Raw genomic sequence first — 25,687 nt, forward strand, 5'->3', positions numbered from 1 at the left:
ATCCTTCGGTTCCCTCCTTCTCCGAGCGCCCCGGACGACCGCCCACCCCGGCCGGTCCGGCGTCCCCGCACCCCCCAACTCCCAGGTTTCGGAGGTCCCCCATGCCTGTCAGCCAGCCCACGGTGATCCGCTCCCGGCGGGTGGTCCTGCCCGACGGCGAGCGCCCCGCGGACGTGCTGATCCGGGACGGGAAGATCGCGCAGGTCGCCGCGCACGGCTCGCTCCTCGCCGGTGACCGGCAGCTCGTCGACCTCGGCGACACCGCGCTGCTCCCCGGCCTGGTCGACACCCACGTGCACGTCAACGAGCCCGGCCGCACCGAGTGGGAGGGCTTCGCCACCGCCACCCGCGCCGCCGCGGCCGGCGGCGTCACCACGATCATCGACATGCCGCTCAACTCCGTCCCGCCCACCACCACCGTGGACGGACTGGCCGTCAAGCGGAAGGCCGCCGAGGGCCAGGCCTGGGTCGACCTCGGCTTCTGGGGCGGCGCCGTCCCCGGTAACGCCGCCGACCTCGAACCCCTGCACCGCGAGGGCGTGTTCGGCTTCAAGAGCTTCCTCGCGCCCTCCGGCGTCGACGAGTTCCCGCACGTCGAGGCGGCCGACCTGGAGACCGCCCTGGCCGAGCAGGCCCGGATCGGAGCCCTCGCGATCATCCACGCCGAGGACCCCGCCGTCCTCGACGCGGCCCCGCAGCAACCCGGCGTCCACTACCGGGACTTCCTCGCCTCCCGCCCCGCCGACGCGGAGACCGCGGCCGTCGCCCGGCTGCTCGACACCGCCCGGCGCACCGGCGCCCGCGTCCACATCCTGCACGTCTCCTCCGCCGCGGTCCTGCCGCTGCTGCGCCGGGCCCGCGAGGACGGCGTGCGGGTGACGGCGGAGACCTGCCCGCACTACCTGACCCTCGCGGCCGAGCAGGTGCCGGACGGCGACACCGCGTTCAAGTGCTGCCCGCCGATCCGCGACGAGTCCAACCGCGACGCGCTGTGGGCGGCCCTGGCGGCGGGCGAGTTCATCGCCGTCGTCTCCGACCACTCGCCGTCCACCCCCGACCTCAAGCTGCTGCCCGCGCACGGCGGCAGCGGCGACTTCGCCGCGGCCTGGGGCGGCATCGCCTCCCTCCAGCTCGGCCTGCCGGCCGTCTGGACCGAGGCCCGCCGCCGCGGCCACACCCTCGGCGACGTCGTGCGGTGGATGGCCTCAGGACCGGCCGAGCTGGCCGGCCTGAGCGCCACCAAGGGCGCCATCGAGGTGGGCCGCGACGCGGACCTGGTCGCCTTCGACCCGGACGGCGAATTCGCCGTCCACGCCAACGAGTTGCACCACCGCAACCCCGTGACCCCGTACGCCGGGCGGACCCTGGCCGGCGCGGTGCGCACCACCTGGCTGCGCGGCCGGGTGGTGGACACCGCCGCCGAGCCGTTCGGCCGGCAGCTGGCCCGCCCGGCCGCCCCCGAGGCCGCCCCGTCCGGGGCGAACTGACCCGCGCAGCCCGGCCCGCACCCACGTGCACCGACTTGCAACGACTCGAACCGAGGAGACGACGTGACCACCGCCGACACCCCGAGCGCTCCCTTCACAGAGCTGGTCAACCTGGCCTCCCGGCTGCTGGGCGCGGGCGTCGTCGCCACCAACGAGGACACCTTCGCCGACGCCGAGAACCTGTTGGTCGCCAAGCCCGCCGAGTTCCGCCCGCACACCTTCGGCCACAAGGGCCAGATCATGGACGGCTGGGAGTCCAAGCGCCGCCGCGGCGTCTCGGCCGACCAGCCGCACCCCACCGACCAGGACCACGACTGGACGATCGTCCGGCTGGGCACCGGCGGCGTGATCCGCGGCGTGATCGTCGACACCGCCCACTTCACCGGCAACTACCCGGAGAGCGCCTCCGTCGAGGCCGCGTCCGTACCGGGCCACCCCTCGCCCGAGGAGGTCGCCGCCGCCGAGTGGACGACGCTGGTGCCGCGCACCGCGCTCAAGGGCGACACCGCCCACGAGTTCGCCATCGAGGACGACACCCGCTACACCCACGTGCGCCTGAGCATATTCCCGGACGGCGGCGTCGCCCGCCTGCGCGTGCACGGCGAGGTGCTGCCGGACCCGCGCGAGCTCGACGGCCTGACCTTCGACCTCGCCGCCCAGGAGTACGGCGGCGTGGCCGAGGCGGCGTCGGACCGCTACTTCTCCTCCCCGCACAACCTGAACGCTCCCGGTCGCGCCTCCGTCATGGGCGAGGGCTGGGAGACCCGGCGTCGGCGCGACAAGGCCAACGACTGGGTGCAGATCGCCCTGGCCGGGGGCGGTGAGGTCCTGGCCGCCGAGGTGGACACCACCCACTTCGTCGCCAATGCCCCCGGCTGGGCCGACCTCGTCGGCTTCGACGCCTCCACCGGGCAGGACCCGGCGGACGGCGAGTGGTTCGAGATCCTGCCCCGCACCCGCCTGCAGCCCGACACCCGCCACCGCTTCCGGCTCGACGTCGGCCGCCCGGTGACCCACGTGCGCATCAACGTCTACCCGGACGGCGGCCTCGCCCGTCTGCGGCTCACCGGTCGGCTCACCGAGGCGGGCCGTGCGGCCCTCGCGCTGCGCTGGTTCAACGCAGTCCCGGCCGCCGAGGCCGCCGCCGCGCTCGCCGAGGCCGGTCTGAGCACCGACGAGGCCGCCGCGCTGACCGCCGCCCGCCCGCTGGCCGGCCCGGCCGCGGCCGGCGCCGCCGTCGCCGCGCTCCAGCCGTCCGACGGCCCCGACGGCGAGCACTCCTCGCGGCGCCGCTCGGCGCTCTGGCGCCTGCTCGGCGTCTGAGCCCCCGCCCGGTCCACCTCCTCCCCTCGTCAAGCACCGCCTGTTCCGACACCTGAAGGACCCCTCCATGTCCAAGATCCTGACCACGGAGTCCGGCGCCCCGGTCGCCGACAACCAGAACTCGGCCTCGGCCGGCGAGTACGGCCCGCTGCTGATCCAGGACCAGCAGCTGCTGGAGAAGCTCGCCCGCTTCAACCGCGAGCGCATCCCGGAGCGCGTGGTGCACGCCCGCGGCTCCGGCGCCTACGGCTACTTCGAGGTCACCGACGAGGTCTCGCAGTACACCCGGGCGGACTTCCTCTCCGAGGTCGGCAAGCGCACCGAGGTCTTCCTGCGCTTCTCCACCGTGGCCGGCGCCCTCGGCTCCAGCGACGCGGTGCGTGACCCGCGCGGCTTCGCGCTGAAGTTCTACACGGGCGAGGGCAACTACGACCTCGTCGGCAACAACACCCCGGTCTTCTTCATCAAGGACCCGGTGAAGTTCCCCGACTTCATCCACTCGCAGAAGCGCGACCCGTACACGGGCGTGCAGGAGGCCGACAACGTCTGGGACTTCTGGGCCCACTCGCCGGCCTCGACCCACCAGATCACCTGGCTGTTCGGCGACCGCGGCATCCCGGCCTCCTACCGTCACATGAACGGCTACGGCTCCCACACCTACCAGTGGGTCAACGCCGACGGCGACGCCTACTGGGTGAAGTACCACTTCAAGACCAACCAGGGCATCCGCTGCCTGGACGGCGACCAGTCCGCCGAGGTGCTCGGCGCCGACGCCGACTCCCACCAGCGCGACCTCCACCAGGCCATCGAGCGCGGCGTGTTCCCGTCCTGGACCCTCTACGTCCAGCTGATGCCGGTCGCCGAGGCCGCGGACTACCGCTTCAACCCCTTCGACCTCACCAAGGTGTGGCCGCACGCCGACTACCCGCTGGTCAAGGTCGGCCGCCTGGTGCTCAACCGGAACCCGGAGAACGTCTTCGCCGACGTCGAGCAGTCCGCGTTCTCGCCGAACAACTTCGTGCCCGGCATCGGCCCCTCCCCGGACAAGATGCTCCAGGGCCGCCTGTTCGCCTACGCCGACGCCCAGCGCTACCGCCTCGGCGTCAACCACACCCTGCTGCCGGTCAACGCGCCGCGCGCCACCGAGGCCAACAACTACGGCCGCGACGGCTTCATGGCCGCCAACAGCGCCGGCCGCGCCAAGAACTACGAGCCCAACTCGTACGACGGCCCGGCCCAGACCGACAACGCGCTCGCCGCGCCGGTCAAGCTGGACGGCCACACCGGCACCTACACCACGCCGGCCCACACCAAGGACGACGACTTCTTCCAGGCCGGCGAGCTCTACCGCCTCATGTCGGCCGGCGAGAAGACCCGCCTGATCAACAACATCGCGGGCTTCCTGGCCCAGGTGACGCGCGACGACATCGTCGAGAAGAACCTGGCCCACTTCCACGCCGCCGACGAGGAGTACGGCGCCCGCCTGGAGGCGGCCGTCGCCAAGCTCCGCGCGGGCGACGAGGGCTGACGGGGGCTCCGCCTCCCTCCGCTCCTTCTCCACCCTCACCGGCCGCCGGGGCCCGCACCCCGGCGGCCGCGCGACGGGCTTTCCCCCGGGCAGTGGGGGAGGGCCCGTCGCGGCGTTTTCCGCCCCCGCGTGCCTCCGTGCGCCGCCCGGCATTCCGTGAATACGGAGCTGCACGGAATATTCACGGAGAGCAGTTGCCGGAGCCCTCGGGTCGATAGGCTGGAGGATGCCCGCGGTCGCTCCGTGGGGGACATCGGAAGGGGACGACATGTCGACACCAGCCCCGGGTCGTCACGCCGCGCTGGACCAGGGACTGCCCGGTCCGTTCACCTCCCTGCAGCACGCCCTCAGACTGCTGGAAGCCGTCGACCGGCACCCCGACGGCGCCACCCTGGTCGCCCTCGCCCGGGAGACCTCGCTCGGGCTGCCCACCGTGCGCCGGCTCGCGGAGATCCTGGAGATCGAGGGCTACCTCCAGTGCCAGGACGGAGGCTGGGTGCTCGGCGGCACCTTCGCGCTGCTCGGCCAGCACAACCGGGAGCAGCTCGTCCGTGCCCGGCTCAACCGCAAGCTCGCCGAGATCCGCGACGAGCTGGGCGCCGCCGTGTACTTCGGCCGCTACCACGAGGGGGAGCTGACGGTCGAGGCGGTCTCCTCCTCCGAGTACGCCCCGCCGGTGCACGAGTGGGTGGACTTCCGGGCCACCGCGCACGCGAGCGCGATCGGCAAGTGCCTGCTCAGCCAGCTCGACTCGGACGGCCGGCGCGACCACCTCTCCCGCCACCCGGTCGCCCGGCTCACCTCCCGCACCGTCACCGACGCCGACCAGCTGATGCACCGTCTGGAGCGGCAGCCGGCCACCGTCCCGGTGCTGGACATCCAGGAGTACGCGCTCGGCACGGTGTGCGCGGCCGTCCCGGTCACGGCGGGCAGCACGGTCGGCTGCCTGGCGATGTCCATGCCGGTGGACAACGTGCACCGGCTCAGGGCGGCGGCCGAACTGCTCGCGGCCCGGGCGGCGCCGGTGATGCTGGCGATGGCGGTCTGAGCGCCGCGTCCGTTCGGCGGGGCCCCACCGGAGAACCGGTGGGGCCCGCGCGTTTCCCGGGGCGTTCTCCGGTGCACATCACTTATTAGACTCGATGTCGATAAGGGTCGCCGAAACCCTTGTCCCCGTCGCTACCCGCGAGTACGTTTCCCTGAGTCGAGCCGCCGCCCCGAGCCGCCGCCCCCAGGTCAGGAGGGCCCGCCATGCCCCGATCCACCCCCGTCCCCGCCCTCGCCGCCCCCGCGGCCCGCGTGCACGAGAGCCTCGTCCTGGAGCCCCGGGACGTCCGCTTCGACTGGGCCGCCCTCCCGCTGCACTGGATCCCCGACGAGCCGATGGCCACCCACGTCATCAACGTGCTGCACCTGCTCCTGCCCGAGGGGGAGCGCTGGTTCGTCAAGGTGTTCAAGGAGGCGCTGCCGCTGATCCGGGACGAGCAACTGCGGGAGGAGGTGCTCGGGTTCATCGGCCAGGAGGCCATCCACGCGGAGGCCCATCAGGAGGTCCTCGACCACCTCCTCGGGCAGGGACTCGACCCGCGTCCGTACGTGCGGCAGATCGCCTGGCTGTTCCAGCGCGTGCTCGGTGACAAGCCGGGCCTGTCGCCCGCCCGGCGGCGCGAGAACATCATCGAGCGGGTGGCGTTCATCGCGGCCATCGAGCACTTCACCGCCTTCCTCGGCAACTGGGTGCTCAACTCGCCCGGCCTGGACCGCGCCAAGGCCGACCCGACGATGCTCGACCTGTTGCGTTGGCACGGCGCCGAGGAGGTCGAACACCGCAGCGTCGCCTACGACCTGATGGTCCACCTCGACCCGGGCTACCTGCGCCGGATCCGCGGGATGGCCGTCTCCGGGCCGCTGTTGGTGCACCTGTGGGTGCGCGGCGCCCGGTTCATGCTCGCCGCCGACCCCACCCTGGACGGGCGGATCAAGCCCACCTGGCGCGAGGCCGGCCGGATCGCCAGGCGCGGACTGCTGCCCGACCCGGTCAAGTCGATCCGCTCGGGCCTGCGCTACCTCAAGCCCGGCTACCACCCGACCCAGGAGGGCTCCTCCAGTCAGGCCCTCGGCTACCTCGCGACCTCTCCGGCCGCCCGCGCCGCGGCGGTGGCGGGGGGCGGGTGACGGGGGTCGGCTGACAGATCACAGAGAACGTTATCTGTCATCTGAAATCTGAAAGTTGTCAGCTGTCAGTCGTCAGCTGTCAGTCGTCGGCTGTTGCCCGCCGCCCGCCGCCCGCCGCCCGCCGCCCGCCGCCCGCCGCCCGCCGCCCGCCGCTCCCCACCCCGCCCGCGCCGACGCCAAGGACCCCGCCGGATGGACCTGCTCAACCCACCCCCCGACCTCTACGGCCGCCCCCGTGTCGACGGCTTCATGCGGCGGATCACCGCCTTCGGCGACCGCTACTCCCCGGCCCTCGGCGGCCCCCTGCTGCGCCGCAACCCCCGCCGCCCGTTCAGCAGGCCCACCCCGCCGCTGCAGCTGGTCGTCGCCGCCCGCCGCGAACTCGGCTCCGACGTCGTCGAGTTGACGCTGGCCGACCCCTCCGGCGGCCCGCTGCCCAGCTGGCAGCCCGGCGCCCACCTACGGCTCGTCCTGCCCTCCGGCCGCGAGCGCCACTACTCCCTCAGCGGCGATCCCGCCGACCCCGGCACCTACCGCATCGCCGTCCGTCGGCTCCCCGGAGGCGGCGGAGGGTCCGTGGAGATCCACGAGACCCTCCACCGCGGCACCCGCCTCACCGCCCGCCGCCCCCGCAACGGCTTCGCGTTCTGCGCCGAGCCCACCGTCCTCCTTCTCGCCGGCGGCATCGGAATCACCCCCCTCCTTCCCATGGCCCGCGAGGCGCAGCGTCACGGCCTCGACTGGCGGCTCGTCCACGTCGGCCGCAGCGCCGGCACCCTCCCCTATGCGGACGAGCTGCGCGCCCTCGACCCGCGCCGGGTCGTGCTGCGCACCGACGACGAGCACGGCGGTGTGCCGACGGGCGCCGAGCTGCTCGCGCACGCCCCGCGCGGCGCGGCCGTCTACTGCTGCGGGCCGGCCCCGATGCTGGCCGCCGTCCAGCGGGCGCTGGACGCGTCCCCGGCCGGGGCCCTTCACTTCGAGCGTTTCGGGGCCGCCCCGATCACCGGCGGCAAGCCCTTCACGGTGCGGCTCGGCGCGAACGGTCCGGCGCTCGACGTGCCGGCCGACCGGTCAGCCCTGGACGTGCTGCGCGAGGCCCGGCCGGACCTCCCGTACTCGTGCCACCAGGGCTTCTGCGGCACCTGCGAGGTCCGCGTGCTGGCCGGTGGCCCCGAGCACCGGGACCGCCGCCTCACCCCCGAGCAGCGCGCCGCCGGCGCCCTGCTGCCCTGTGTCTCCCGGGCCGCCGAGGGCGAGACCCTCATCCTGGACCTCTAGTCGGACCCTGCCCCCAGGCGCCCCCCACGAGCGTGCTCGACCTGCAGAAGGAGCCCCGATGCCCCCGACGGCGAAGCTGCCCCCGACGGCGAAACCGAGTCCGACGGCGAAACCGAGTCCGACGGCGAAACCGACCCCGTCCTTCCCGTACGACGAGCACGACCTCGCCCGGTTCCGGGAGACGCAGCAGCTCGCCTACGACTGCGCCGAGGAGGTGGCCGCCTGGATCGAGCCGGGCGTCACCGAGCGGCAGGCCACCGCCGAACTGCGCCGTCGCCTGATGGCGGCCGGGGTGCAGGACTTCTTCCACGTCCCGTTCGCGTGGTTCGGCGACCGGACGGCGTTCCGGCGCTTCCGCACCCCGTTGCAGTTCTTCGCGGGCAACCGCCGCCTGGAGGAGGGCATGCCGTACGTCCTCGACTGCGCGCCGATCGTCGACGGCTACACGGCGGACATCGGCTACGGCGGCAAGGTCGGGGAGAACCCGGTCTGGGACCGCCTCGCGGCCGACCTGCGGGTCTACCGGGAGCTGATCCTGGCCGAGGTGCGGGCGCGCCGCCCGCTGGACGAGGTGTACGCGGCCGTGGACGCGCAGCTCGCCGAGCACGGCTACGACAACCGCCACCGCGTCTACCCTGGCCGGGTGATCGGCCACCAGGTCACCAGGACGACCGCGCGCGGCCCGGCCGGGGTCACCGTCCTCGGCTTCGGCGTGCGCACCCTGCAGACCCTCGGTCGCGAGCTGGTCTCCGAGCGCCTGCACGGCCGTTCGCCGCTGTGGGCGGACGGCCGCTCGTCGCGGCACGCGCCCACCCCGGGGCTGTGGGCGGTGGAGCCGCACATCGCCTTCCGGGGCGTGGGCATCAAGTTCGAGGAGCTGCTGGTCGTCACCGAGGACGATGCCCACTGGCTCGACGACGACCTGCCGCACGTCCGCCGCTGGACGTCCGGGTCCCCGTCCGAGTCCCCGTCCGAGTGCCCGTCCGACCCCACCGCCCTGGAGGCCGCCCGATGACCGAGAGCCCGAAGACGCCCCCGGCCGCCACCTCCGGCCCGACTCCCGGCCCGACCCGCCGGACCGTCCGCTCCGGCGGCCTGCCGCTCGCCGTCTACGAGCAGGGCGACCCGGACGCCCCCACCGTCCTCCTCGTGCACGGCTACCCCGACACCCACGCCGTCTGGGACGACGTCGCCGGGGACCTCGCCCGCGACCACCACGTGGTGCGCTACGACGTCCGCGGCGCCGGCGCTTCCGGCGCCCCCGCGACCCGCGAGGGCTACCGCCTGGAGCAGCTCGCCGACGACCTGTTCGCGGTCGCCGACGCCGTCAGTCCCGGGCGCCCGGTGCACGTCGTCGCCCACGACTGGGGCTCGATCCAGTCCTGGGAGGCCGTCACCTCGCCCGGCGCGGAGGCCCGGATCGCGTCCTACACGACGATCTCCGGCCCCTGCCTCGACCACCTGGGGTACTGGCTGCGCCACCGGCTGCGCCGCCCCACCCCGCGCCACCTCGGGCAGCTGCTCCACCAGGGCCTGCACTCCTGGTACATCACCGCGTTCCACCTGCCGTTCCTCGGCCCGGGCGTGTGGCGCCTCGGCCTCGCCCGCGCGTGGCCGCGGGTGCTGCGCGACCTGGAGCACGTCACTCCCCGGCCGGACCACCCGCAGCCGGGCCTGCGCCGGGACGCGGTGCGCGGCATCGAGCTGTACCGGGCCAACTTCCGCCCGGTGCTGGGCAATCCGCGCGAGCGGCCGACCGAGGTGCCGGTCCAGCTGGTGACCCTCACCCGGGACCGCTACGTCGGCACCTACCTCTCCGAGGGCCTGGAGCGCTGGGCCCCCGACCTCACTCGACGGACGCTGCGGGCCGGCCACTGGTCGGCGCTGCTGGAGAAGGGAGCGCACGTGGCCGGCATGGTCCGCGAGTTCACGGCGAAGACGGAGGCGGGCGACGGTCGGCCCGCGAAGGGCGACGGCCCGCTGGTCGTCGTCACCGGCGGCGGCAGCGGCATCGGCCGGGCCACCGCGCTCGCCTTCGCCGAGGACGGAGCCCGGGTGGTGGTGTGCGACCTCGACCTCGCCGCCGCCGAGCGCACCGCCGAACTGGCCTCCCTCATCGGCCCGCAGGCCCACGCCTACCGGGTGGACGTCGCCGACGGCGCCGCGGTGGACGCCTTCGCCAAGGCCGTGGCCGCCGAGCACGGCGTTCCCGACGTCGTGGTCAACAACGCGGGCATCGGCCATTCCGGGACGTTCCTGCAGACCACCGAGCAGGAGTGGCGGCGTGTCCTGGACGTCAACCTGTGGGGCGTCATCCACGGCTGCCGCGCCTTCGCGGCCCTGATGGCCGAGCGCGGCGAGGGCGGCCACATCGTCAACGTCTCCTCGGCCGCCGCGTACCTGCCGTCCAAGGCGCTCACCGCGTACGCGACCAGCAAGGCCGCGGTGTTCATGCTCTCCGACTGCCTGCGCGCCGAGCTCGCGTCCCACGACATCGGGGTCTCCACGATCTGCCCCGGCATCGTGAACACCAACATCACCCGCACGTCGACCTTCTCCGCCACCACCGCCGACGAGCAGGCCGCCAAGCAGGCCCGTGCCGCCCGGCTCTACGCCCGCCGCGGCTTCCCGCCGGAGAAGGTGGCCGCCGCGATCCTCCAGGCCGTCCGCACCAGGAAGCCCGTCGTCCCCGTCACCCCCGAGGCCAAGGCCGCCCGCCTGCTCAGCCGCCTCAGCCCCGCCCTCCTGCGCCTGGCCGCCCGCCTGAACGTGACCTGAGCGGCGAGGTCACAGGTCGAAGGGCGGGGTCCTGAACGGCTTGTGCCCCGTCAGTGGCCGGACGGTCCGCAAGTCGCGCCGGTCCAGGGTGAGCACCGCATTGGTGCGGTGCTCGCGGCCGGCGCGACGTTGACGGCGGCGGTGAGATCGAGAGCCAGGCCGCGATGGCGGGCCCGTACGGCCTGGGCGGCGGCCAAGGTGTCGGCGGTGACCCCGGGCAGCACCGCGCGGCCGGACCGGAGGCGCCGGCGGATGTCGTCGATCGCGCCGAGTGCCGCGTCTGGCCCGAGGACCCGGCGGGCCAGGCGGGCGTGGTTCGCCTGAGTGCCAGATGTGTACGGTGCCCGCGCCCTGTGTCCGTGTCCTCCTATCATGGCGGCCCATGGAGATGACGACCGCCCTGTGGTCCTTCGCCCTCGTCGTGGGGTTGTTGACGCTCACGCCCGGACTGGACACCGCGCTCGTGCTGCGGACGTCCGCGCTGGCGGGACGGCGGCAGGCGTGGGGGGTGGTGCTGGGGATCCAGACGGGGACGCTGATCTGGGGGACGCTCACGTCGGCCGGGGTCACGGCGCTGCTGACCGCCTCGCAGGTGGCCTACGAGGTGCTGCGGTGGGGCGGGGCCGCGTACCTGGTGTGGATGGGCGTCGGGATGCTGCGCAGCCGCGGGGTGCAGGCCCCGCAGGAGGAGGCGCCCGCGCGCGGCGGCTTCCGGTACGGGTGGCGGCGGGGCGCGCTGACCAACCTGCTGAACCCGAAGGTCGGGGTGTTCTACGTCGCCGTGCTGCCGCAGTTCATCCCGTCGGGGGTGCCGCACTTCGCCGCCGGTGTGGCGCTGACCTGCGTCCACGTCGTGGAGGGCGGCCTGTGGTCGGCGGTCCTGGTGGGCTTCGCGCAGGTGGTGCGCGGCTGGCTGCGCCGTCCGTCGGCGCGCCGGCTGATGGACCGGGTGACGGGCGCGGTGGTGGTGGGGTTCGGGCTGAGGCTCGCGCTGTCCGACTGACGCCGCCGGGGCGGTCGGTCACCAGCCGAGTGGTCACCCGCCGAGGCGGGACAGGCCCTCGCGCAGTCCGTCGCCGTCCATGCACGGGTAGGCGTCGACCTCGGCGTTGAACTCGACCCAGAACGGCTCGCAGACGGACGGCAGCGCGGCCTCGTCGGGGAGGTCGACCACGATCGTCATGGCGCGGCGGCCGCCGCTGGCGTAGAAGTAGGCCGCCTCGGGCTTGAGCGCGGCCATGATCCGTTCGAACTTCTGGCCCATCGTGCCGTCGGTGATGGACCCGTTGGACGCTTCGGTGCCGAGTCTGATCTGCAGCAGCGTGCGCATGGCCGCCACCTCTTCCCGCTTGGTGCCTGGCCTTCGACACCAGCCTCCCGCCGCCGTGGTGGCCACGCAACGCCATCCGCTCGGCGGCCGGCGGGTGGCCGGGGCGGGCTCGGCGGGCTGCACCGGTGGAGCCACTGCCCAGCTGAGGAGGAACCCCTGGTGGCGATCGTCGTGAGCTTCGACATGCCCGGTGTGACCCAGGCCCAGTACGGCGTCACCCGGCGCCCGTCACCCGGCGCCCGTCACCCGGCGCCCGTCACCCGGAGCCCGTCAGGCGGCGCCCGTAACCCGGCGCCCGTAACCCGGCGCCCGTCACCCGGCGCCCGTCACCCGGCGCCCGTCAGGCGGCGTGCGTTCGCGGCGCCTGGGCGCCCGCTGGCTCCGCCGCCGCCACGTCGTGGTGGATCGGTCCGCTCCCGGCACTGAGCGGCAGGCAGCTGCCGCCGCGCCGGTGGGCGATGATCTCGGCGGCGACCGAGACGGCGGTCTCCTCCGGGGTGCGGGCGCCGAGGTCGAGGCCGATGGGGGAGCGCAGCCGGGCGATCTCGGCGTCGGTGAGGCCGACCTCGCGCAGCCGGGCGTCGCGGTCGCGGTGGGTGCGGCGGGAGCCCATCGCGCCGACGTAGCCGACGGGCAGCCGCAGGGCGCGCTCCAGCAGGGGGATGTCGAACTTGGCGTCGTGGGTGAGGACGCAGAGCACGGTGCGCCCGTCGATCCGGTCGAGCTGGGAGTCGAGGTAGCGGTGCGGCCAGTCGACGACGACCTCGTCGGCGTCGGGGAAGCGCCGGGCGGTGGCGAAGACGGGCCGGGCGTCGCAGACGGTGACGTGGTAGCCGAGGAAGCGGCCGATCCGCACGACAGCAGCGGCGAAGTCGATGGCGCCGAAGACGATCATCCGCGGCGCGGGCACGTAGGCCTCGACGAAGCAGGTGACGGTGCCCTGGTCGTGCTCGTCGCAGGGGCGGCCGTCGAGGCCGAGGACGATCCGGCCGGTTCGTCCGGCGTCCAGCATGGCGCGGGCCTCGGCGACGACGGCCCGCTGGAGCCCGCCGACCGTCGAGGGGGCCGGGGACAGCGCCCCGGTCGCGCCGTCGGCGGTGACGGCGAGCGTCGCGCCGACGAGTCCGCCGGGTCCGGCGATGACCCGGGCGAGCGCGACGGGCGTGCCGGCGGCGATGTGGGCGATGCCGGCGTCGAGGCCGGGGTCGGCCCCGGGCACCACCGGCTGGACGAACACGTCGAGGATCCCGCCGCAGGTCAGGCCGACGGCGAAGGCGTCCTCGTCGCTGTAGCCGAAGCGTTCCAGGACGGGTTCGCCGCTCGCGATGGCGGCCTGGCACAGCTCGTACACCGCGCCCTCGACGCAACCGCCGGAGACGCTGCCGATCGCCTCGCCGTCCGCGTCGACGGCGAGGGCGGCGCCGGGGTCGCGGGGCGCGCTGCCGCGGACGCCGACGACGGTGGCCACGGCGAAGGAGCGCCCGGACGCGTGCCAGGCCTGCAGCTGGTCGGCGATGTCCTGCATGTCGGGAGGCTCCTTACACGGTTTCGACAGTAGCGGGGGCGCCGCCGTACGGGAAACGATCCCGTACGGCGGCGTCGGTGCGGAAGCGGTCACCCGGGCCGCGGTTGACCACCCGCGCACCTCGGCTAGTGCACGCCCAGCCAGGACTTGATCGGCGAGAGCGCGAAGTACACGACGAACACGCCGGTGAGGATCCACATCAGGACGCCGGGCTCGCGCCACTTGCCCTGGCCGGCCTTGATGACCGTGTACGAGATGACGCCGGCGGCCACGCCCGCGGTGATGCTGTAGGTGAACGGCATCAGGACGCAGGTGAGGAAGGCCGGGATGGCGACCTCGCGGTCGGACCAGTCGATGTGCCGGGCCTGGCTCAGCATCATCGAGCCGATGACGACGAGCGCGGCGGAGGCGACCTCGACCGGGACGATGCCGGCCAGCGGGGAGAAGAACAGCATCAGGGCGAACAGGCCGCCGGTGACGGTGGAGGCGAGGCCGGTGCGGGCGCCGTCGCCGACACCGGTGGCGGACTCGACGAAGACCGTCTGGCCGGAGGCGCCGGCCAGGCCGCCGACCGCGCCGCCGGCGCCGTCGATGAACAGGGCCTTGGACAGGCCCGGCATGCGGCCCTGCTTGTCGGCCAGGCCCGCTTCGGTGCCGACGCCGATGATGGTGGCCATCGCGTCGAAGAAGCCGGCGAGGACGAGGGTGAAGACCGCGACGGAGGCGCTGATCGCCCCCATGCCCTTGCCGCCGAAGGCACCGAAGAGGTCGACGTGGCCGAAGAGGCTGAAGTCGGGCGCGGCGACCGGGCTGCCGGGCCACACCGGGACGGAGTTCGCCCAGGCCTTGGCCGGCACGTGGGCCAGCTTGTTGACGACGATGGCGACCACGGTGCCGCCGGCGATGCCGATCAGGATCGCGCCGCGCACGCCCCGCGCCATCAGCACGAAGATCGTCAGCAGGGTGAGGCAGAAGATCAGGACGGGCCAGCCGGAGAGCTCGCCGAAGGGGCCCAGCGACAGCGGGGTGGGGCCGCCGGTGTGCACGAAGCCGGCCTTGTAGAGGCCGATGATGGTGACGAACAGGCCGATGCCGATGGTGATCGCGTGCTTGAGCGGCAGGGGTATGCCGTTCATGATCTTCTCGCGCAGGCCGGAGACGACCAGCAGGACGATCAGCAGGCCGTAGATCACGCACAGGCCCATGGCCTGCGGCCACGTGGTGTGCGGGACGACCAGGGCGGAGACCGCGCCGGAGACGGAGAGGCCGGCGGCGAGGGCGAGCGGCACGTTGCCCACCACGCCCATGAGGATCGTGGTGACGGCGGCCGCGAGGGCCGTCGCGGTGGTCAGCGCCGCGTGGTCGAGCTTCACGCCGGTGACGTCCGCGCCGCTCAGGATGAGCGGGTTGAGCAGGATGATGTACGCCATCGCCATGAAGGTGGTGAGACCACCGCGCAGTTCGTTGGCGAGTGTCGATCCCCGGGCCGAGATCTTGAAGTACGCGTCGAGCGCGCTGCTCGGCCGTGCTGCCGTGACCGACGTGGGGGCGTCGTCCTCGGCGGGTCTGTCTTCGGTGGTGCCGGGCTCCGTGGGGATCCGGGTCATGTCCACTCCCAAGGTTCAAAGGGGGTTGGGGTGGGCGAGCCGACCTGACTGCCAGGCAACGAATCCGGCGCAGGGGGACTAATCGACTCACTGGGCGCACTCTGTGGCTGTGCCGGCGGTGCGTGGGTGGTGCGCACCGCTGCAGAACCCCGGCGTGGGAGAGGCAGCGGGACGGTGCGTTCGCGTATCGGCGTGTGGTGCATCGGAGCCGCTTCAACTGCGAGGTGGGGGGGTGGTGCTGGGTGGTGCTGCCCCGGGGCAGCGGGGAAGACGGTCGCCGCCCCGGGGAGGTCCGGTGAACGGCCGGGGTCAGCCGGGCTGTTCGGTGGTCAGGTGCTCGGGGCGGACCGGGATCCGCTTGAGCGCGAGGCCGGTGGCGTTGCGGATGGCCGCCACGATCGACGGGGTGGCCGAGACGGTCGGGGCCTCGCCGACGCCGCGCAGCCCGTAGGGGGCGTTGGGGTCGGGCAGTTCGAGGATCTCGACCGGGATCGGCGGGGTGTCGAGGATGGTGGGGATCAGGTAGTCCGTGAAGGAGGCGTTGCGCACCTTCCCGTCCCGGACGATGATCTCCTCCATGACGGCGAGGCCGAGCGCCTGGGTGCAGCCGCCCTGGATCTGGCCGACGACGGAGAGCGGGTTGAGCGCCTTGCCGACGTCCTGGACGGCGGTCAGCTCGACCACCTTGACCAGGCCGAGCTCGACGTCGACGTCGACGACCGCGCGGTTGGCGCAGAAGGTGTACTGGACGTGGCCGAAGCCCTGTCCGGTCTCCTTGTCGAACGCCTGGGTCGGGCGGTGGTGGTGCTCGCGGGTGAGGTCGATGGCCTCGTCGCCGAGCAGGTCGACCATGGAGACCAGCGGGCCCGCGCCCTCGGAGACGACCTTGCCGCCGACGAGGGTGATGTCGTCGTGCAGCCAGCCGTAGCGGCGGCGGCCCTTGTCGATCAGCGCGCGCTTGACGGCCTCGGCGGCGAGCTTGACGGCGCCGCCGGTCATGTACGTCTGGCGCGAAGCGGAGGTCGAACCGGCCGACCCCACCTCGGTGTTGGCCGGGTGGATGGTGACGAGCTCGACGCCGAGCTCGGTGCGGGCGATCTGGGCGTGCACGGTGACGCCGCCCTGGCCGACCTCCGCCATCGCGGTGTGCACCATGGCGACCGGCTCGCCGCCGATCACCTCCAGGCGCACCCGGGCGGTGGAGTAGTCGTCGAAGCCCTCGGAGAAGCCGACGTTCTTGATGCCGACGGAGTAGCCGACGCCGCGCACGATGCCCTCGCCGTGCGAGGTGTTGGACAGCGCGCCGGGCAGCTGGCGCACGTCCAGGTGGGCGGTGTCCAGCGGCGGGGGCAGTGGCATGTCCTTGACCCGCTGGAGCAGGTCGGCCACCGGGGCCGGCGAGTCGATCCGCTGGCCGGTGGGCATGAAGTCGCCCTCGGCCATGGCGTTGAGCTGGCGGAACTCGACCGGGTCCATGCCCAGTTCGGCGGCGAGCCGGTCCATCTGCGTCTCGTATCCGAACGCGGCCTGCACCGCGCCGAAGCCGCGCATCGCCCCGCAGGACGGGTTGTTGCTGTAGAGCGCGATGGCGTGCATCTTGACGTTCGGGATCACGTACGGGCCGTGGCCGAGCGAGGCCGCGTTGCCGACGACGGCGGGGGAGGCGGAGGCGTAGGCGCCGCCGTCCAGCACGATCCGGCAGTCGGCGAAGACGAGCTTGCCGTCGCGGGTGACACCGTGCTCGTAGTGCATCTTCGCCGGGTGGCGGTGCACGTGGCCGTAGAAGGACTCGTCGCGCGAGTAGACGATCTTGACGGGCTTGCCGGTGTGCTGCGCCAGCAGGCACGCGTGGATCTGCATCGAGATGTCCTCACGGCCGCCGAAGGCGCCGCCGACACCGGCGAGGGTGAGCCGGACCTTCTCCTCGGGCAGGTCCAGCACCGGGGCCATCTGCTCGCGGTCGACGTGCAGCCACTGGGTGGCGATGTACAGGTCGATGCCGCCGTCCTCGGCGGGCACGGCGAGGCCGGACTCGGGGCCGAGGAAGGCCTGGTCCTGCATCCCGACCTCGTAGTCACCGCTGACGATGACGTCCGCGAGCGCGCGGACCTCGTCGGTGACGCCGAGGCCGGAGACCAGCTTCTGCTCGTGGCAGATGTTGCCGTAGCCGTGCGACTTGAACTCGTGCGGCTCGTGCACGTAGCCGTGGGTCTCCGGGTCCAGGCACTGCTCCTCGGTGACGATCGGGGTGAGCACCTCGTACTCGACCTTGATCTTCTTCACCGCGCGGCGGGCCGTCTCCGGGTGGTCGGCCGCGACCAGCGCGATCGCCTCGCCGTGGTAGCGGACCTTGTCGATCGCGAGGGCCGGCTGGTCCTGGATCTCCAGGCCGTAGAACTTCGAGCCCGGGATGTCGTGGTGGGTGAGGACGGCGTACACGCCGGGCACCTTGAGCGCCTCGGAGATGTCGACGCTCAGGATGTTGGCCCGGGGGTGCGGCGAGCGCAGCGCCATACCCCAGAGCATGTCCTCGTGCCACAGGTCGGACGAGTACGCGAACTCGCCCTTGACCTTCAGGTTGCCGTCCGGGCGCAGCGGGGAGCCGCCGATGCCGTCCTTGGACGCCTGGTCGATGTTCTGGAGGTTCTTCTGCCCCTGGATCGTGCGCGTGCTCATTCGGACTCCGCCTTCCCGGCGCACTTGCGGGCGGAGGCGAGCCGCACCGCGTCCATGATCTTCTCGTAGCCGGTGCAACGGCACAGGTTGCCCGACAGCGCCTCGCGGATGTCGTTGTCGCTGGGCTGCTCGTCGCGCTCCAGCAGGGCGTCGGTCTGCACCAGCAGGCCGGGGGTGCAGAAGCCGCACTGGACGGCGCCGGCGTCGACGAACGCCTGCTGGACGAGGCCGAGCTCGCCGTTCTCTTCGGCCAGGCCCTCGACGGTGCGGACCTCGCGGTCCTGCACCTGGCCGGCCGCGACCAGGCAGGAGCAGACCGGCACGCCGTCGAGGTAGACGGTGCAGGAGCCGCACTCGCCCTGCTCGCAGGCGTTCTTGGAGCCGGGCAGGCCGACCCGCTCGCGCAGCACGTACAGGAGGCTCTCGCCCTCCCACACGTCGTCGGCCTCGACCGGCTTGCCGTTGGCGGTGAAAGTGACCCTCATGCCGCGCTCCTGATCTGCTTGCTGTAGTCGTTCCAACACCAGGTGAGGGTGCGGCGGGCCATCACGGCCAGGGAGTGGCGCCGGTACTCGGCGGTGCCCCGGACGTCGTCGATGGGGGAGGCCGCGGCCTTCACCAGCTCGCCGAAGCGCTGGACCACCTCGGTGCCCAGCAGGCCGCCGGACTCCCAGAGGCCGCGCTCGGCCAGCACGCCCTGGAGGTACTCCTCGGCCTCGACGGCGCGGCGCGGGGTGGGGGCGGCCGAGCCGATGCCGGTGCCGACGGTGCCGTTCCTGGGGTGCAGGGCGAAGCCGAAGGCGCACACCGCGATGACCATCGCGTTGCGGGTGCCGATCTTCGAGAACTGCTGGGGGCCGTCGGCGACCGGGATGTGCACGGCCCGGATCAGCTCGTCGGCCGCCAGGCTGTTGCGCTTCACGCCGACGTAGAACTCGTCGATCGGGATCATCCGGGTGCCGCGCACGGAGGCCGCTTCGACGAACACGTCCCGCCCGGCCGCCAGCAGCGCGGGGTGCGCGTCACCGGCCGGGGAGGCGCCGCCGAGGTTGCCCCCGACGCCGCCCCGGTTGCGGATCTGCGGCGAGCCGACGGTGTGGGCCGCCAGCGCGAGGCCGGGCAGCGGACCGGACAGCTCGTCGATGATCCGGGTGTAGGGGACCGAGGCGCCGAGCCGCACGACGCTGCCGTCGTTGGACCATTCGGTGAGCTCGGTGATGCGGTTCAGGTCGAGAATCGCGGATGGCCGGTGCACGTCGAAGTTCATCTCGACCATGACGTCCGTACCGCCCGAGATGGGCAGCGCGGTCGGGTACTCAGCCTTCGCCGCGAGTGCCTCGTCCCAGGTAGCGGGCCGAAGGAACTCCATGCGGGTGTCTCCTCAAGTCGTCGCCGGCCGGACGGGTGGGCTGGGTGCCCGGAACCCGGTGTTCGGGACCTGCCCACCGTGTCGTCGCCTCGGCGTCGGATCCCGGTCACCGGGCTGTGTCCGGCGGCGTGTGGCCAGTGAACCGCTGTGACGGGGCCCACTGGCAGTCACCGATGGCATGAAGCCCCGGCTGTGGTCCCGCCCGGCATCCTGTACGTTCCTCTAAGGAGGACAACGTCGCAGTCCAGCTACTCACCAAGCGCTACCTACGACCGTAATCCGGCCGTGATTCGCGAGCCACGGGCCCGTGACCCGCCGTCCCGGACGGACGTAACGCCAAGCACGGATGTTCGGGCACACTGTCACCCCCGGCAGCGCGTTCGGGCCCTCACCCCCACTGATCCAGCCCGTTAGGAGTCTGCGGATGCGTGTCCGAGACCTGCTCGCCCCCGGCGCCCCGCGACTGCGCCTGCTCGCGGCCGAGGACGAGCTGGACCGGCAGGTCAGCGGTGTCATGACCACGGACCTGCACGACCCCGGGCGGTACCTGCACGGCGGCGAGCTGGTGCTCACCGGCATGCTCTGGCGCACCGGCCCGGCCGACTCGGAGCGCTTCGTGCGCACCCTCGCGGCCGGCGGCGCCGTCGCCCTCGCGGCCGGCGAGGCCGAGGTCGGCCCGGTGCCCGAGGACCTCGTCGACGCCTGTCGCCGGCACCGGATGCCGCTGCTGGCCGTCCCCGACGACATCGCCTTCGGCACGGTCACCGAGTTCGTCGGCCGGCAGGTCTCCGCCGACCGCGCCGCCGACCTCGCCGCCCTCGTCGATCGCCACCGGCTGCTCGTCTCGGCGGCCGGCGGCGGCGGCCTGGACGCCGTCCTGGACCTGCTCGGCGGCGACCTCGACCTCGACTGCTGGGTGCTCACCCCGACCGGCGCCGTGATCGCCGGGCCCGCCGACCGCCTGTCCGCCCAGGACCGCGACCAGCTGGTGCGCGCCCACCTCGCCGCCCAGCGCCAGCGCCGCCGCCCCCCGCACCGGGCCCGCCTCGCCACCGGCGCGTACTCGCTGCTGCCCGCCCCGGCCACCGCCGACGCGGAGCACGAGGCGCCGCTCGCCGACTGGGTGCTCGCCGTGGCCGGTGACGTCACCGAATGGACCACCAAGCGCCAGCAGCTCGCCGAGAACCTCGCCCGCCTCGTCGCCGCCGAGCGGCAGCGCCGCGACGAGGGCCGCCGGCTGCGCCGCCGCCTGGCCGACGAACTGCTCGACCGGCTGCGCCGCGACGCCGACCCGGCCGAGATCAGCCGCACCCTGTACGCCTCCTCCGCGATGGCCGCCCGCTACGAGAGCGCCGAACCCAAGCCGCAGGCCCCGGAGGGCTCCTGGCTGGTGCTCAGCGCCGACGGCACCGGCCTGCCCGAGGGCATGGTGCGGGCGGTCCTGGAGGAGGCGCTCGGCGGTACCACCGACCGCGCGCTGGTCGCCGGGGCCGGCACCGGCGCGGTCGTCGTGATGCCCGTGCTGGAGGCCGCCGTGCCCGCCGACACGCTGCGCGAACTGCTCGCCCCGCTGGAGGCCGGCCTCGGTTCCGAGGGCCGCATCACCCTCGGCGTCTCCGCCCCCGCTTCCGAGGCCGGCGGCCTGCGCGGCGCCCTGGAGGAGGCCCGGCACGCCCGCCGGATCGCGGCCGCCCGGGTCGGCCGGGTGTGCGTGGCCGGCCCCGAGGAGCTCGCCTCGCACGTGCTCCTGCTGGCCGCCGTCCCCGACGAGGTGCGCCGCGCGTTCCGCAGCCGCCTGCTGGACAAGGTGATCGGCTACGACATCGAGCACCAGGCGGACCTCGTGCGCACCCTGGAGGCGTTCCTGCGCTCGGACGGCTCCTGGACGCGCTGCGCCGGGCAGCTGCACGTCCACGTCAACACGCTGCGCTACCGGATCGGCCGCATCGAGGAGCTGACGGGCCGGGACCTCTCGCGCCTGGAGGACCGGGTGGACTTCTACCTGGCCCTCGAACTGGCCTGACGCCCGGTCTCCGAACCCGCCTGACGGGACGGCGAAGGGGCCCGCCGTGAACGTTCGCGGCGGGCCCCTTCTGCCTACGGGTGATCGTTACTGCGCGGGGATGATCCCGGTCAGCCACTCGAAGACGTTCGGCACCATGCGCTTCCACAGGTCGGTGGTGTGCGGGCCGGTGGTCTCCTGCACCTGGATGGTGGTCGGGGCCTTGGCCGCGGCGGCCAGCGCCTGGGCGTCCTCGTAGCCGTCGCCCTTGGCGCCGCTGATGAACAGCGAGACCTTCGGCGGGGTCTGGGCGGTCTTCAGGATGCTGACCGGGTTGTTGGCCTCGCGCAGCTGCGGGTTCTTGCCGACCAGCGAGTCCGGCTCCTGGGCCGGGTCGTTGTAGCCGGAGAGGCTGATGCCGGCCCGGTAGCGGTTCGGGTGGGCCAGCGAGAGCTTGGCGGCGCAGTGCGCGCCGGCCGAGTAGCCGGCGATCGCCCAGCGCTCGGGGGAGGGGTCGGCGCGGAAGTTGTCCATGATCATCTGCGGCACGTCCCGGGTGACCCACGCGTCGGCGTTGACCTTGCCGGGGACGTCGGTGCAGCCGGCGTCCTGGTGGTTGCCCAGGAGCAGGGTGCGTGGCGAGACCAGGATGAACGGGGCGACCTTGCCCTGCTGCATGAGCGGCTTGAGCTGCTCGGACACCTTGAGAGTGCCGTACCAGGTGGAGGACGAGCCCGGGTAGCCCGGGATCAGTTCGACGACCGGGAACTTCTTGTCCTTGTAGGCCGGGTCGTCGTACTGCGGCGGCGTCCAGACCAGCACCTCGCCGTCGACGCCGGACACCTGGCCCTTGAGCTCGGTCTTCTTGACGTCGCCCGGGACGGCCGGGTCGTTCACGCCGCCGAACTGCTGGAGCACCTTCGCCGGGGGCTTGGCGTCCCCGCCCGACTTGGCCGCGCCGGCCGGGTCGTCCTTGGGCACGGTGGGCACCGCGCGGACGTGGTCGCCGGTGCCGAGCAGGTCGTCCCAGCTGCCGTAGATCAGGTTCGCGTTGTTCACCATCACGAAGACCATCAGCACGGCCGTGATCTGGCAGAACACGATCATGACCAGCCGCGAGAGCACCTTGACCGGTTCGGGTCCGCGTACCTTGCCCCAGAAGAACAGCGCGACCGCGATCGACACCGGCACGAGGATGATCGTGAGGATGAAGAAGGGCGTACCTGTCAGTTGCATGAGTTCTCGTTATCCGGATCGCAAGCCGCCCGGGCCCCACTCGCCCGCGCGCACTCCAATGGCAAGGGACGGCGTTGAACCGGAGATCGGTTGCCGTCCGAACCTGTGCGGAACCTGAGAGGAACATCACGTTTCTGTGATGTTCCTCTTTCGGATCGCCGCCTAGTCTGCCACCCGGACGGCCGCCCCCCGGACGAGGTGTCCAGCCAACGCTCAGGAAGATGCCCCGAGGCACCCTATCGTCCGCCCCGCCCCGGCCGCCGGGCGAGGCGGTGCGAGCCCGCATCGCGGTAACGGAGAGAATCGTGGGATGAGCACAACCCGCTTTCGCCCGTCCCGCCGGTTCCGGCCCGCCCTCGCCGTCCTCGCGGTCGCGGTCGCCGTGGCCGGCTGCAGCAGTACCGGAGGCAGACGCGCCGAGGAGGCCCGCGCCAAGGCCGCGGCCGCCGGCGGCAGCGCCGTCACCACCCCGCGCTGGAAGGTCGCCATGGTGACCCACGCCGGGCCCGGCGACGCCTTCTGGGACAGCGTGCGCAAGGGCGCCGAGCAGGCCGCCGCCAAGGACAACATCACCTTCCTGTACTCCAACGACGCGCAGACCCAGAACCAGGTCCAGCTCGTCCAGGCCGCCATCGACCAGAAGGTCGACGGCCTGCTCGTCACCCTCGCCAAGGGCGACGCCATGGCCACCGTCCTCGCCAAGGCCAAGGCCGCCGGCATCCCCGTGATCACGATCAACTCCGGCCAGGAGTACTCCGCGAAGTTCGGCGCGCTCACCCACATCGGCCAGGACGAGACGACGGCCGGCCAGGCCGCAGGCGCCGAGCTCGCCTCCCGCGGCCGCAAGAACGTCCTGTGCGTCATCCACGAGCAGGGCAACGTCGGCCAGGAGCAGCGCTGCTCCGGCGCCCAGTCCGGCTCCGGACTGCCCGGCGGCTCCTTCCAGGTGCTCTACGTCGACGGCGTCAACATGCCCGACGCCCGGGCCGCGATCTCCGCCAAGCTCCAGGCCGACCCGGCCATCGACACCGTGCTCACCCTCTCCGGCCCGATGGCCGCCACCGGCCTCCAGGCCGTCCAGGACGCCCGCCGCCAGGTCGAGCTCGACACCTTCGACCTCGGCACCCAGGTCGTCGCCGGGCTGAAGTCCGGCAGCGTCGGCTTCGCCGTCGACCAGCAGCCCTACCTCCAGGGCTACGAGGGCGTCGACCTGCTGTGGCTGTACAAGTCCAACCTGGACATGCTCGGCGGCGGCAAGCCGGTGGCGACCGGCCCGCAGATCCTCACGAAGAACGACGCGGACGCGCTCGCCGAGTACGTCGCGAGGGGGACCCGTTGAGCACCCCGTCCGGCCCTCCGTCGAGCTCCCCCTCGAGCGCGGCGGACCTCCTCGTCCAGGACCGTCCGGCGGCCCTGCGGCGCCTCCTGGCGCGCCCCGAGCTCGGGGCGCTGATCGCCGCCGCCGCCGTCTTCCTGGTCTTCTCCGCCGCCGCTGAACCCTTTCTGCGGGTCACCTCGCTGGGTACCGTCCTCTACGCCGCGTCCACCATCGGGATCATGGCGGTGCCGGTCTCGCTGCTGATGATCGGCGGTGAGTTCGACCTGTCGGCCGGCGTGCTGGTCACCACCGCCGCGCTGACCTCGTCGATGGTCTCCTACCAGTTCACCGCCGTCACCTGGGTCGGCGTCGTCGTCTCGCTCGCCGTCGCGCTCGCGGTCGGCTGGTTCAACGGCTGGATGCTCGGGCGCACCAAGCTGCCCAGCTTCATCGTCACGCTCGGCACCTTCCTGATGCTGACCGGCGCCAACCTCGGCGTCACCAAGCTCGTCTCCGGCACCGTGTCGACCAAGCCGATCTCCGACATGCAGGGCTTCGCCTCCTGCCGCTGGCTCTTCGCCTCCGAGGTCACCGTCGGCGGGCTGACGGTCAAGGCCACCGTGTGGTGGTGGCTCGGCATGCTCGCCGTCGGCAGCTGGGTGCTGCTGCGCACCCGCTTCGGCAACTGGATCTTCGCCGTCGGCGGCGACGCGGCCGCGGCCCGCGCGGTCGGCGTGCCCGTCGCCCGGACGAAGACCGTGCTCTACCTCGGCGTCGGCTTCGGCGCCTGGGTGCTCGGCCAGCACCTGCTGTTCTCCTTCGACACCGTGCAGTCCGGCGAGGGCGTCGGCAACGAGCTGATCTACATCGTCGCGGCCGTCATCGGCGGCTGCCTGATCACCGGCGGCTACGGCTCGGTGGCCGGCTCCGCGCTCGGCGCGCTGATCTTCGGCATGGCCAGCAAGGGGATCGTGTACGCGCAGTGGAACCCGGACTGGTTCAAGTTCTTCCTGGGCGCGATGCTGCTGCTCGCCGCCCTGCTGAACGCGTTCGTCAAGCGCCGGGCCGAGCGGGGGCCGCGATGACTCCCAGGATTTCTTCCGAGGGCGAACTGCTTTCGCTCGACGGCGTGGGCAAGAGCTACGGCACCGTCCGAGCGCTGCAGGACGTCTCGCTGACCCTGCGGGCCGGCGAGATCAGCTGCGTGCTCGGCGACAACGGCGCGGGCAAGTCCACCCTGATCAAGATCATCGCGGGGCTGCACCGGCACGACGAGGGCGTCTACACCGTCGGCGGGGAGGAGGTCCGGTTCGACTCCCCGCGCCAGGCCCTCGACCGCGGCATCGCCACCGTCTACCAGGACCTCGCCGTCGTCCCCCTCATGCCCGTGTGGCGCAACTTCTTCCTCGGTTCCGAGCGCGGTCTGCGCCGCTGGGGCGGACTGCGCCTCGACGCCGACGGCATGCGTGCCACCACCCGCGAGGCGCTCGCCCGGATGGGCATCGACCTGCACGACGTCGACCGGCCGATCGGCACCCTGTCCGGAGGCCAGCGCCAGTGCGTGGCCATCGCCCGCGCCGTCCACTTCGGCGCCAAGGTGCTCATCCTGGACGAGCCGACCGCCGCCCTGGGCGTCAAGCAGTCGGGCGTCGTGCTCAAGTACGTCACCGCGGCGCGCGACGCCGGGCTCGGGGTCGTCCTGATCACGCACAACCCGCACCACGCGTACCTGGTCGGCGACCACTTCACCCTGCTCAAGCGAGGCCGGATGGCCGGCAGCCACCCGCGCGACGCGATCGGGCTCGAACAGCTCACCACCGAGATGGCCGGCGGCTCCGACCTCGCGGAGCTCTCCCACGAGCTGGCGCGGCCGAATGCGGGCGGCGGCCCGCGCGGCGAGTCCGGCACTGACGGCACCCGTTCCGACACCAGTTCCGACACCAGTTCCGACACCCGTTCCGACACCAGTTCCGACACCAGTTCCGACACCAGTTCCGACACCAGTTCCGACACCAGTTCCGACACCAGTTCCGACACCAGTTCCGACACCAG

General features: G+C 72.9%; 19 protein-coding genes and 1 pseudogene. 13 read left to right on the top strand and 7 right to left on the bottom strand.

What is annotated here, in order from left to right; genetic code table 11:
- Positions 1–101 precede the first annotated feature (101 nt).
- The 9 genes from allB to AB0C76_RS01310 all read left to right on the top strand — a co-directional run bounded on the left by allB (position 102) and on the right by AB0C76_RS01310 (position 11,575).
- Positions 102–1,487: an allantoinase AllB gene (gene allB, locus AB0C76_RS01270; protein WP_359957728.1), complete on the top strand. Its 1,386-nt coding sequence runs from the start codon at positions 102–104 to the stop codon at positions 1,485–1,487.
- Positions 1,488–1,550: 63 nt separating this feature from the next.
- Entirely contained in the window at positions 1,551–2,810 is a 1,260-nt protein-coding gene (gene alc / locus AB0C76_RS01275; RefSeq protein ID WP_359957731.1) for an allantoicase, read from the top strand.
- A gap of 67 nt (positions 2,811–2,877) precedes the next feature.
- The gene (locus AB0C76_RS01280; RefSeq protein WP_359957734.1) at positions 2,878–4,338 is read left to right on the top strand and encodes a catalase; all 1,461 of its coding nucleotides are present in this window, start codon (positions 2,878–2,880) and stop codon (positions 4,336–4,338) included.
- A 268-nt stretch (positions 4,339–4,606) separates the two neighbouring features.
- Entirely contained in the window at positions 4,607–5,386 is a 780-nt protein-coding gene (locus AB0C76_RS01285; RefSeq protein ID WP_359957736.1) for an IclR family transcriptional regulator C-terminal domain-containing protein, read from the top strand.
- Positions 5,387–5,589: 203 nt separating this feature from the next.
- Positions 5,590–6,513, top strand: a complete 924-nt coding sequence (locus AB0C76_RS01290) for a metal-dependent hydrolase (protein ID WP_359957739.1) — start codon at positions 5,590–5,592, stop codon at positions 6,511–6,513.
- A 192-nt stretch (positions 6,514–6,705) separates the two neighbouring features.
- On the top strand, positions 6,706–7,794 hold the full coding sequence (locus tag AB0C76_RS01295) for a PDR/VanB family oxidoreductase (RefSeq protein WP_359957742.1): 1,089 nt from the start codon (positions 6,706–6,708) through the stop codon (positions 7,792–7,794).
- 58 nt (positions 7,795–7,852) lie between these two features.
- Positions 7,853–8,809: a M24 family metallopeptidase gene (locus AB0C76_RS01300; protein WP_359957745.1), complete on the top strand. Its 957-nt coding sequence runs from the start codon at positions 7,853–7,855 to the stop codon at positions 8,807–8,809.
- The gene (locus tag AB0C76_RS01305; RefSeq protein ID WP_359957748.1) at positions 8,806–10,572 is read left to right on the top strand and encodes an SDR family oxidoreductase; all 1,767 of its coding nucleotides are present in this window, start codon (positions 8,806–8,808) and stop codon (positions 10,570–10,572) included. The genes AB0C76_RS01300 and AB0C76_RS01305 overlap by 4 nt, the downstream gene beginning before the upstream one ends.
- Before the next feature lie 382 nt (positions 10,573–10,954).
- Complete coding sequence (locus AB0C76_RS01310) at positions 10,955–11,575, top strand: LysE family translocator (RefSeq protein WP_359957751.1); 621 nt, start codon at positions 10,955–10,957, stop codon at positions 11,573–11,575.
- A 33-nt stretch (positions 11,576–11,608) separates the two neighbouring features.
- Here AB0C76_RS01310 and AB0C76_RS01315 read toward each other — a convergent pair whose 3' ends face one another.
- The 6 genes from AB0C76_RS01315 to AB0C76_RS01340 form a co-directional block, all read right to left on the bottom strand.
- Positions 11,609–11,902, bottom strand: a complete 294-nt coding sequence (locus AB0C76_RS01315) for a hypothetical protein (RefSeq protein ID WP_359957754.1) — start codon at positions 11,900–11,902, stop codon at positions 11,609–11,611.
- Between the two features lie 340 nt (positions 11,903–12,242).
- Positions 12,243–13,427: an XdhC family protein gene (locus tag AB0C76_RS01320; RefSeq protein WP_359957757.1), complete on the bottom strand. Its 1,185-nt coding sequence runs from the start codon at positions 13,425–13,427 to the stop codon at positions 12,243–12,245.
- A 125-nt stretch (positions 13,428–13,552) separates the two neighbouring features.
- Entirely contained in the window at positions 13,553–15,034 is a 1,482-nt protein-coding gene (locus AB0C76_RS01325; RefSeq protein WP_359957760.1) for an NCS2 family permease, read from the bottom strand.
- Positions 15,035–15,343: 309 nt separating this feature from the next.
- Entirely contained in the window at positions 15,344–17,710 is a 2,367-nt protein-coding gene (gene pucD, locus AB0C76_RS01330) for a xanthine dehydrogenase subunit D (protein WP_359957762.1), read from the bottom strand.
- Positions 17,707–18,195, bottom strand: coding sequence for a (2Fe-2S)-binding protein (locus AB0C76_RS01335; protein WP_359957764.1), 489 nt, complete (start codon positions 18,193–18,195; stop codon positions 17,707–17,709). Before AB0C76_RS01335 ends, pucD begins: the two co-directional genes overlap by 4 nt.
- Entirely contained in the window at positions 18,192–19,079 is an 888-nt protein-coding gene (locus AB0C76_RS01340; RefSeq protein WP_359957767.1) for an FAD binding domain-containing protein, read from the bottom strand. The genes AB0C76_RS01335 and AB0C76_RS01340 overlap by 4 nt, the downstream gene beginning before the upstream one ends.
- A gap of 424 nt (positions 19,080–19,503) precedes the next feature.
- Here AB0C76_RS01340 and AB0C76_RS01345 point away from each other — a divergent pair, with 424 nt between their 5' ends.
- Complete coding sequence (locus AB0C76_RS01345) at positions 19,504–21,102, top strand: PucR family transcriptional regulator ligand-binding domain-containing protein (RefSeq protein ID WP_359957770.1); 1,599 nt, start codon at positions 19,504–19,506, stop codon at positions 21,100–21,102.
- Between the two features lie 87 nt (positions 21,103–21,189).
- On the opposite strand, the gene AB0C76_RS01350 is transcribed toward AB0C76_RS01345, so the two are convergent.
- Entirely contained in the window at positions 21,190–22,317 is a 1,128-nt protein-coding gene (locus AB0C76_RS01350; RefSeq protein ID WP_359957772.1) for an alpha/beta hydrolase-fold protein, read from the bottom strand.
- A gap of 310 nt (positions 22,318–22,627) precedes the next feature.
- On the opposite strand from AB0C76_RS01350, the gene AB0C76_RS01355 reads away from it, so the two are divergent.
- The 3 genes and pseudogenes from AB0C76_RS01355 to AB0C76_RS01365 form a co-directional block, all read left to right on the top strand.
- Positions 22,628–23,656, top strand: coding sequence for a sugar ABC transporter substrate-binding protein (locus AB0C76_RS01355; RefSeq protein ID WP_359957775.1), 1,029 nt, complete (start codon positions 22,628–22,630; stop codon positions 23,654–23,656).
- Positions 23,657–23,730: 74 nt separating this feature from the next.
- Positions 23,731–24,720: an ABC transporter permease gene (locus AB0C76_RS01360; protein ID WP_359958096.1), complete on the top strand. Its 990-nt coding sequence runs from the start codon at positions 23,731–23,733 to the stop codon at positions 24,718–24,720.
- Positions 24,717–25,505: pseudogene (locus tag AB0C76_RS01365) on the top strand (ATP-binding cassette domain-containing protein); the annotation flags it as partial. The gene AB0C76_RS01360 and the pseudogene AB0C76_RS01365, both read left to right, overlap by 4 nt.
- Positions 25,506–25,687 lie beyond the last annotated feature (182 nt).

The organism is Kitasatospora sp. NPDC048722 (assembly GCF_040650235.1).
Lineage (GTDB): Bacteria > Actinomycetota > Actinomycetes > Streptomycetales > Streptomycetaceae > Kitasatospora.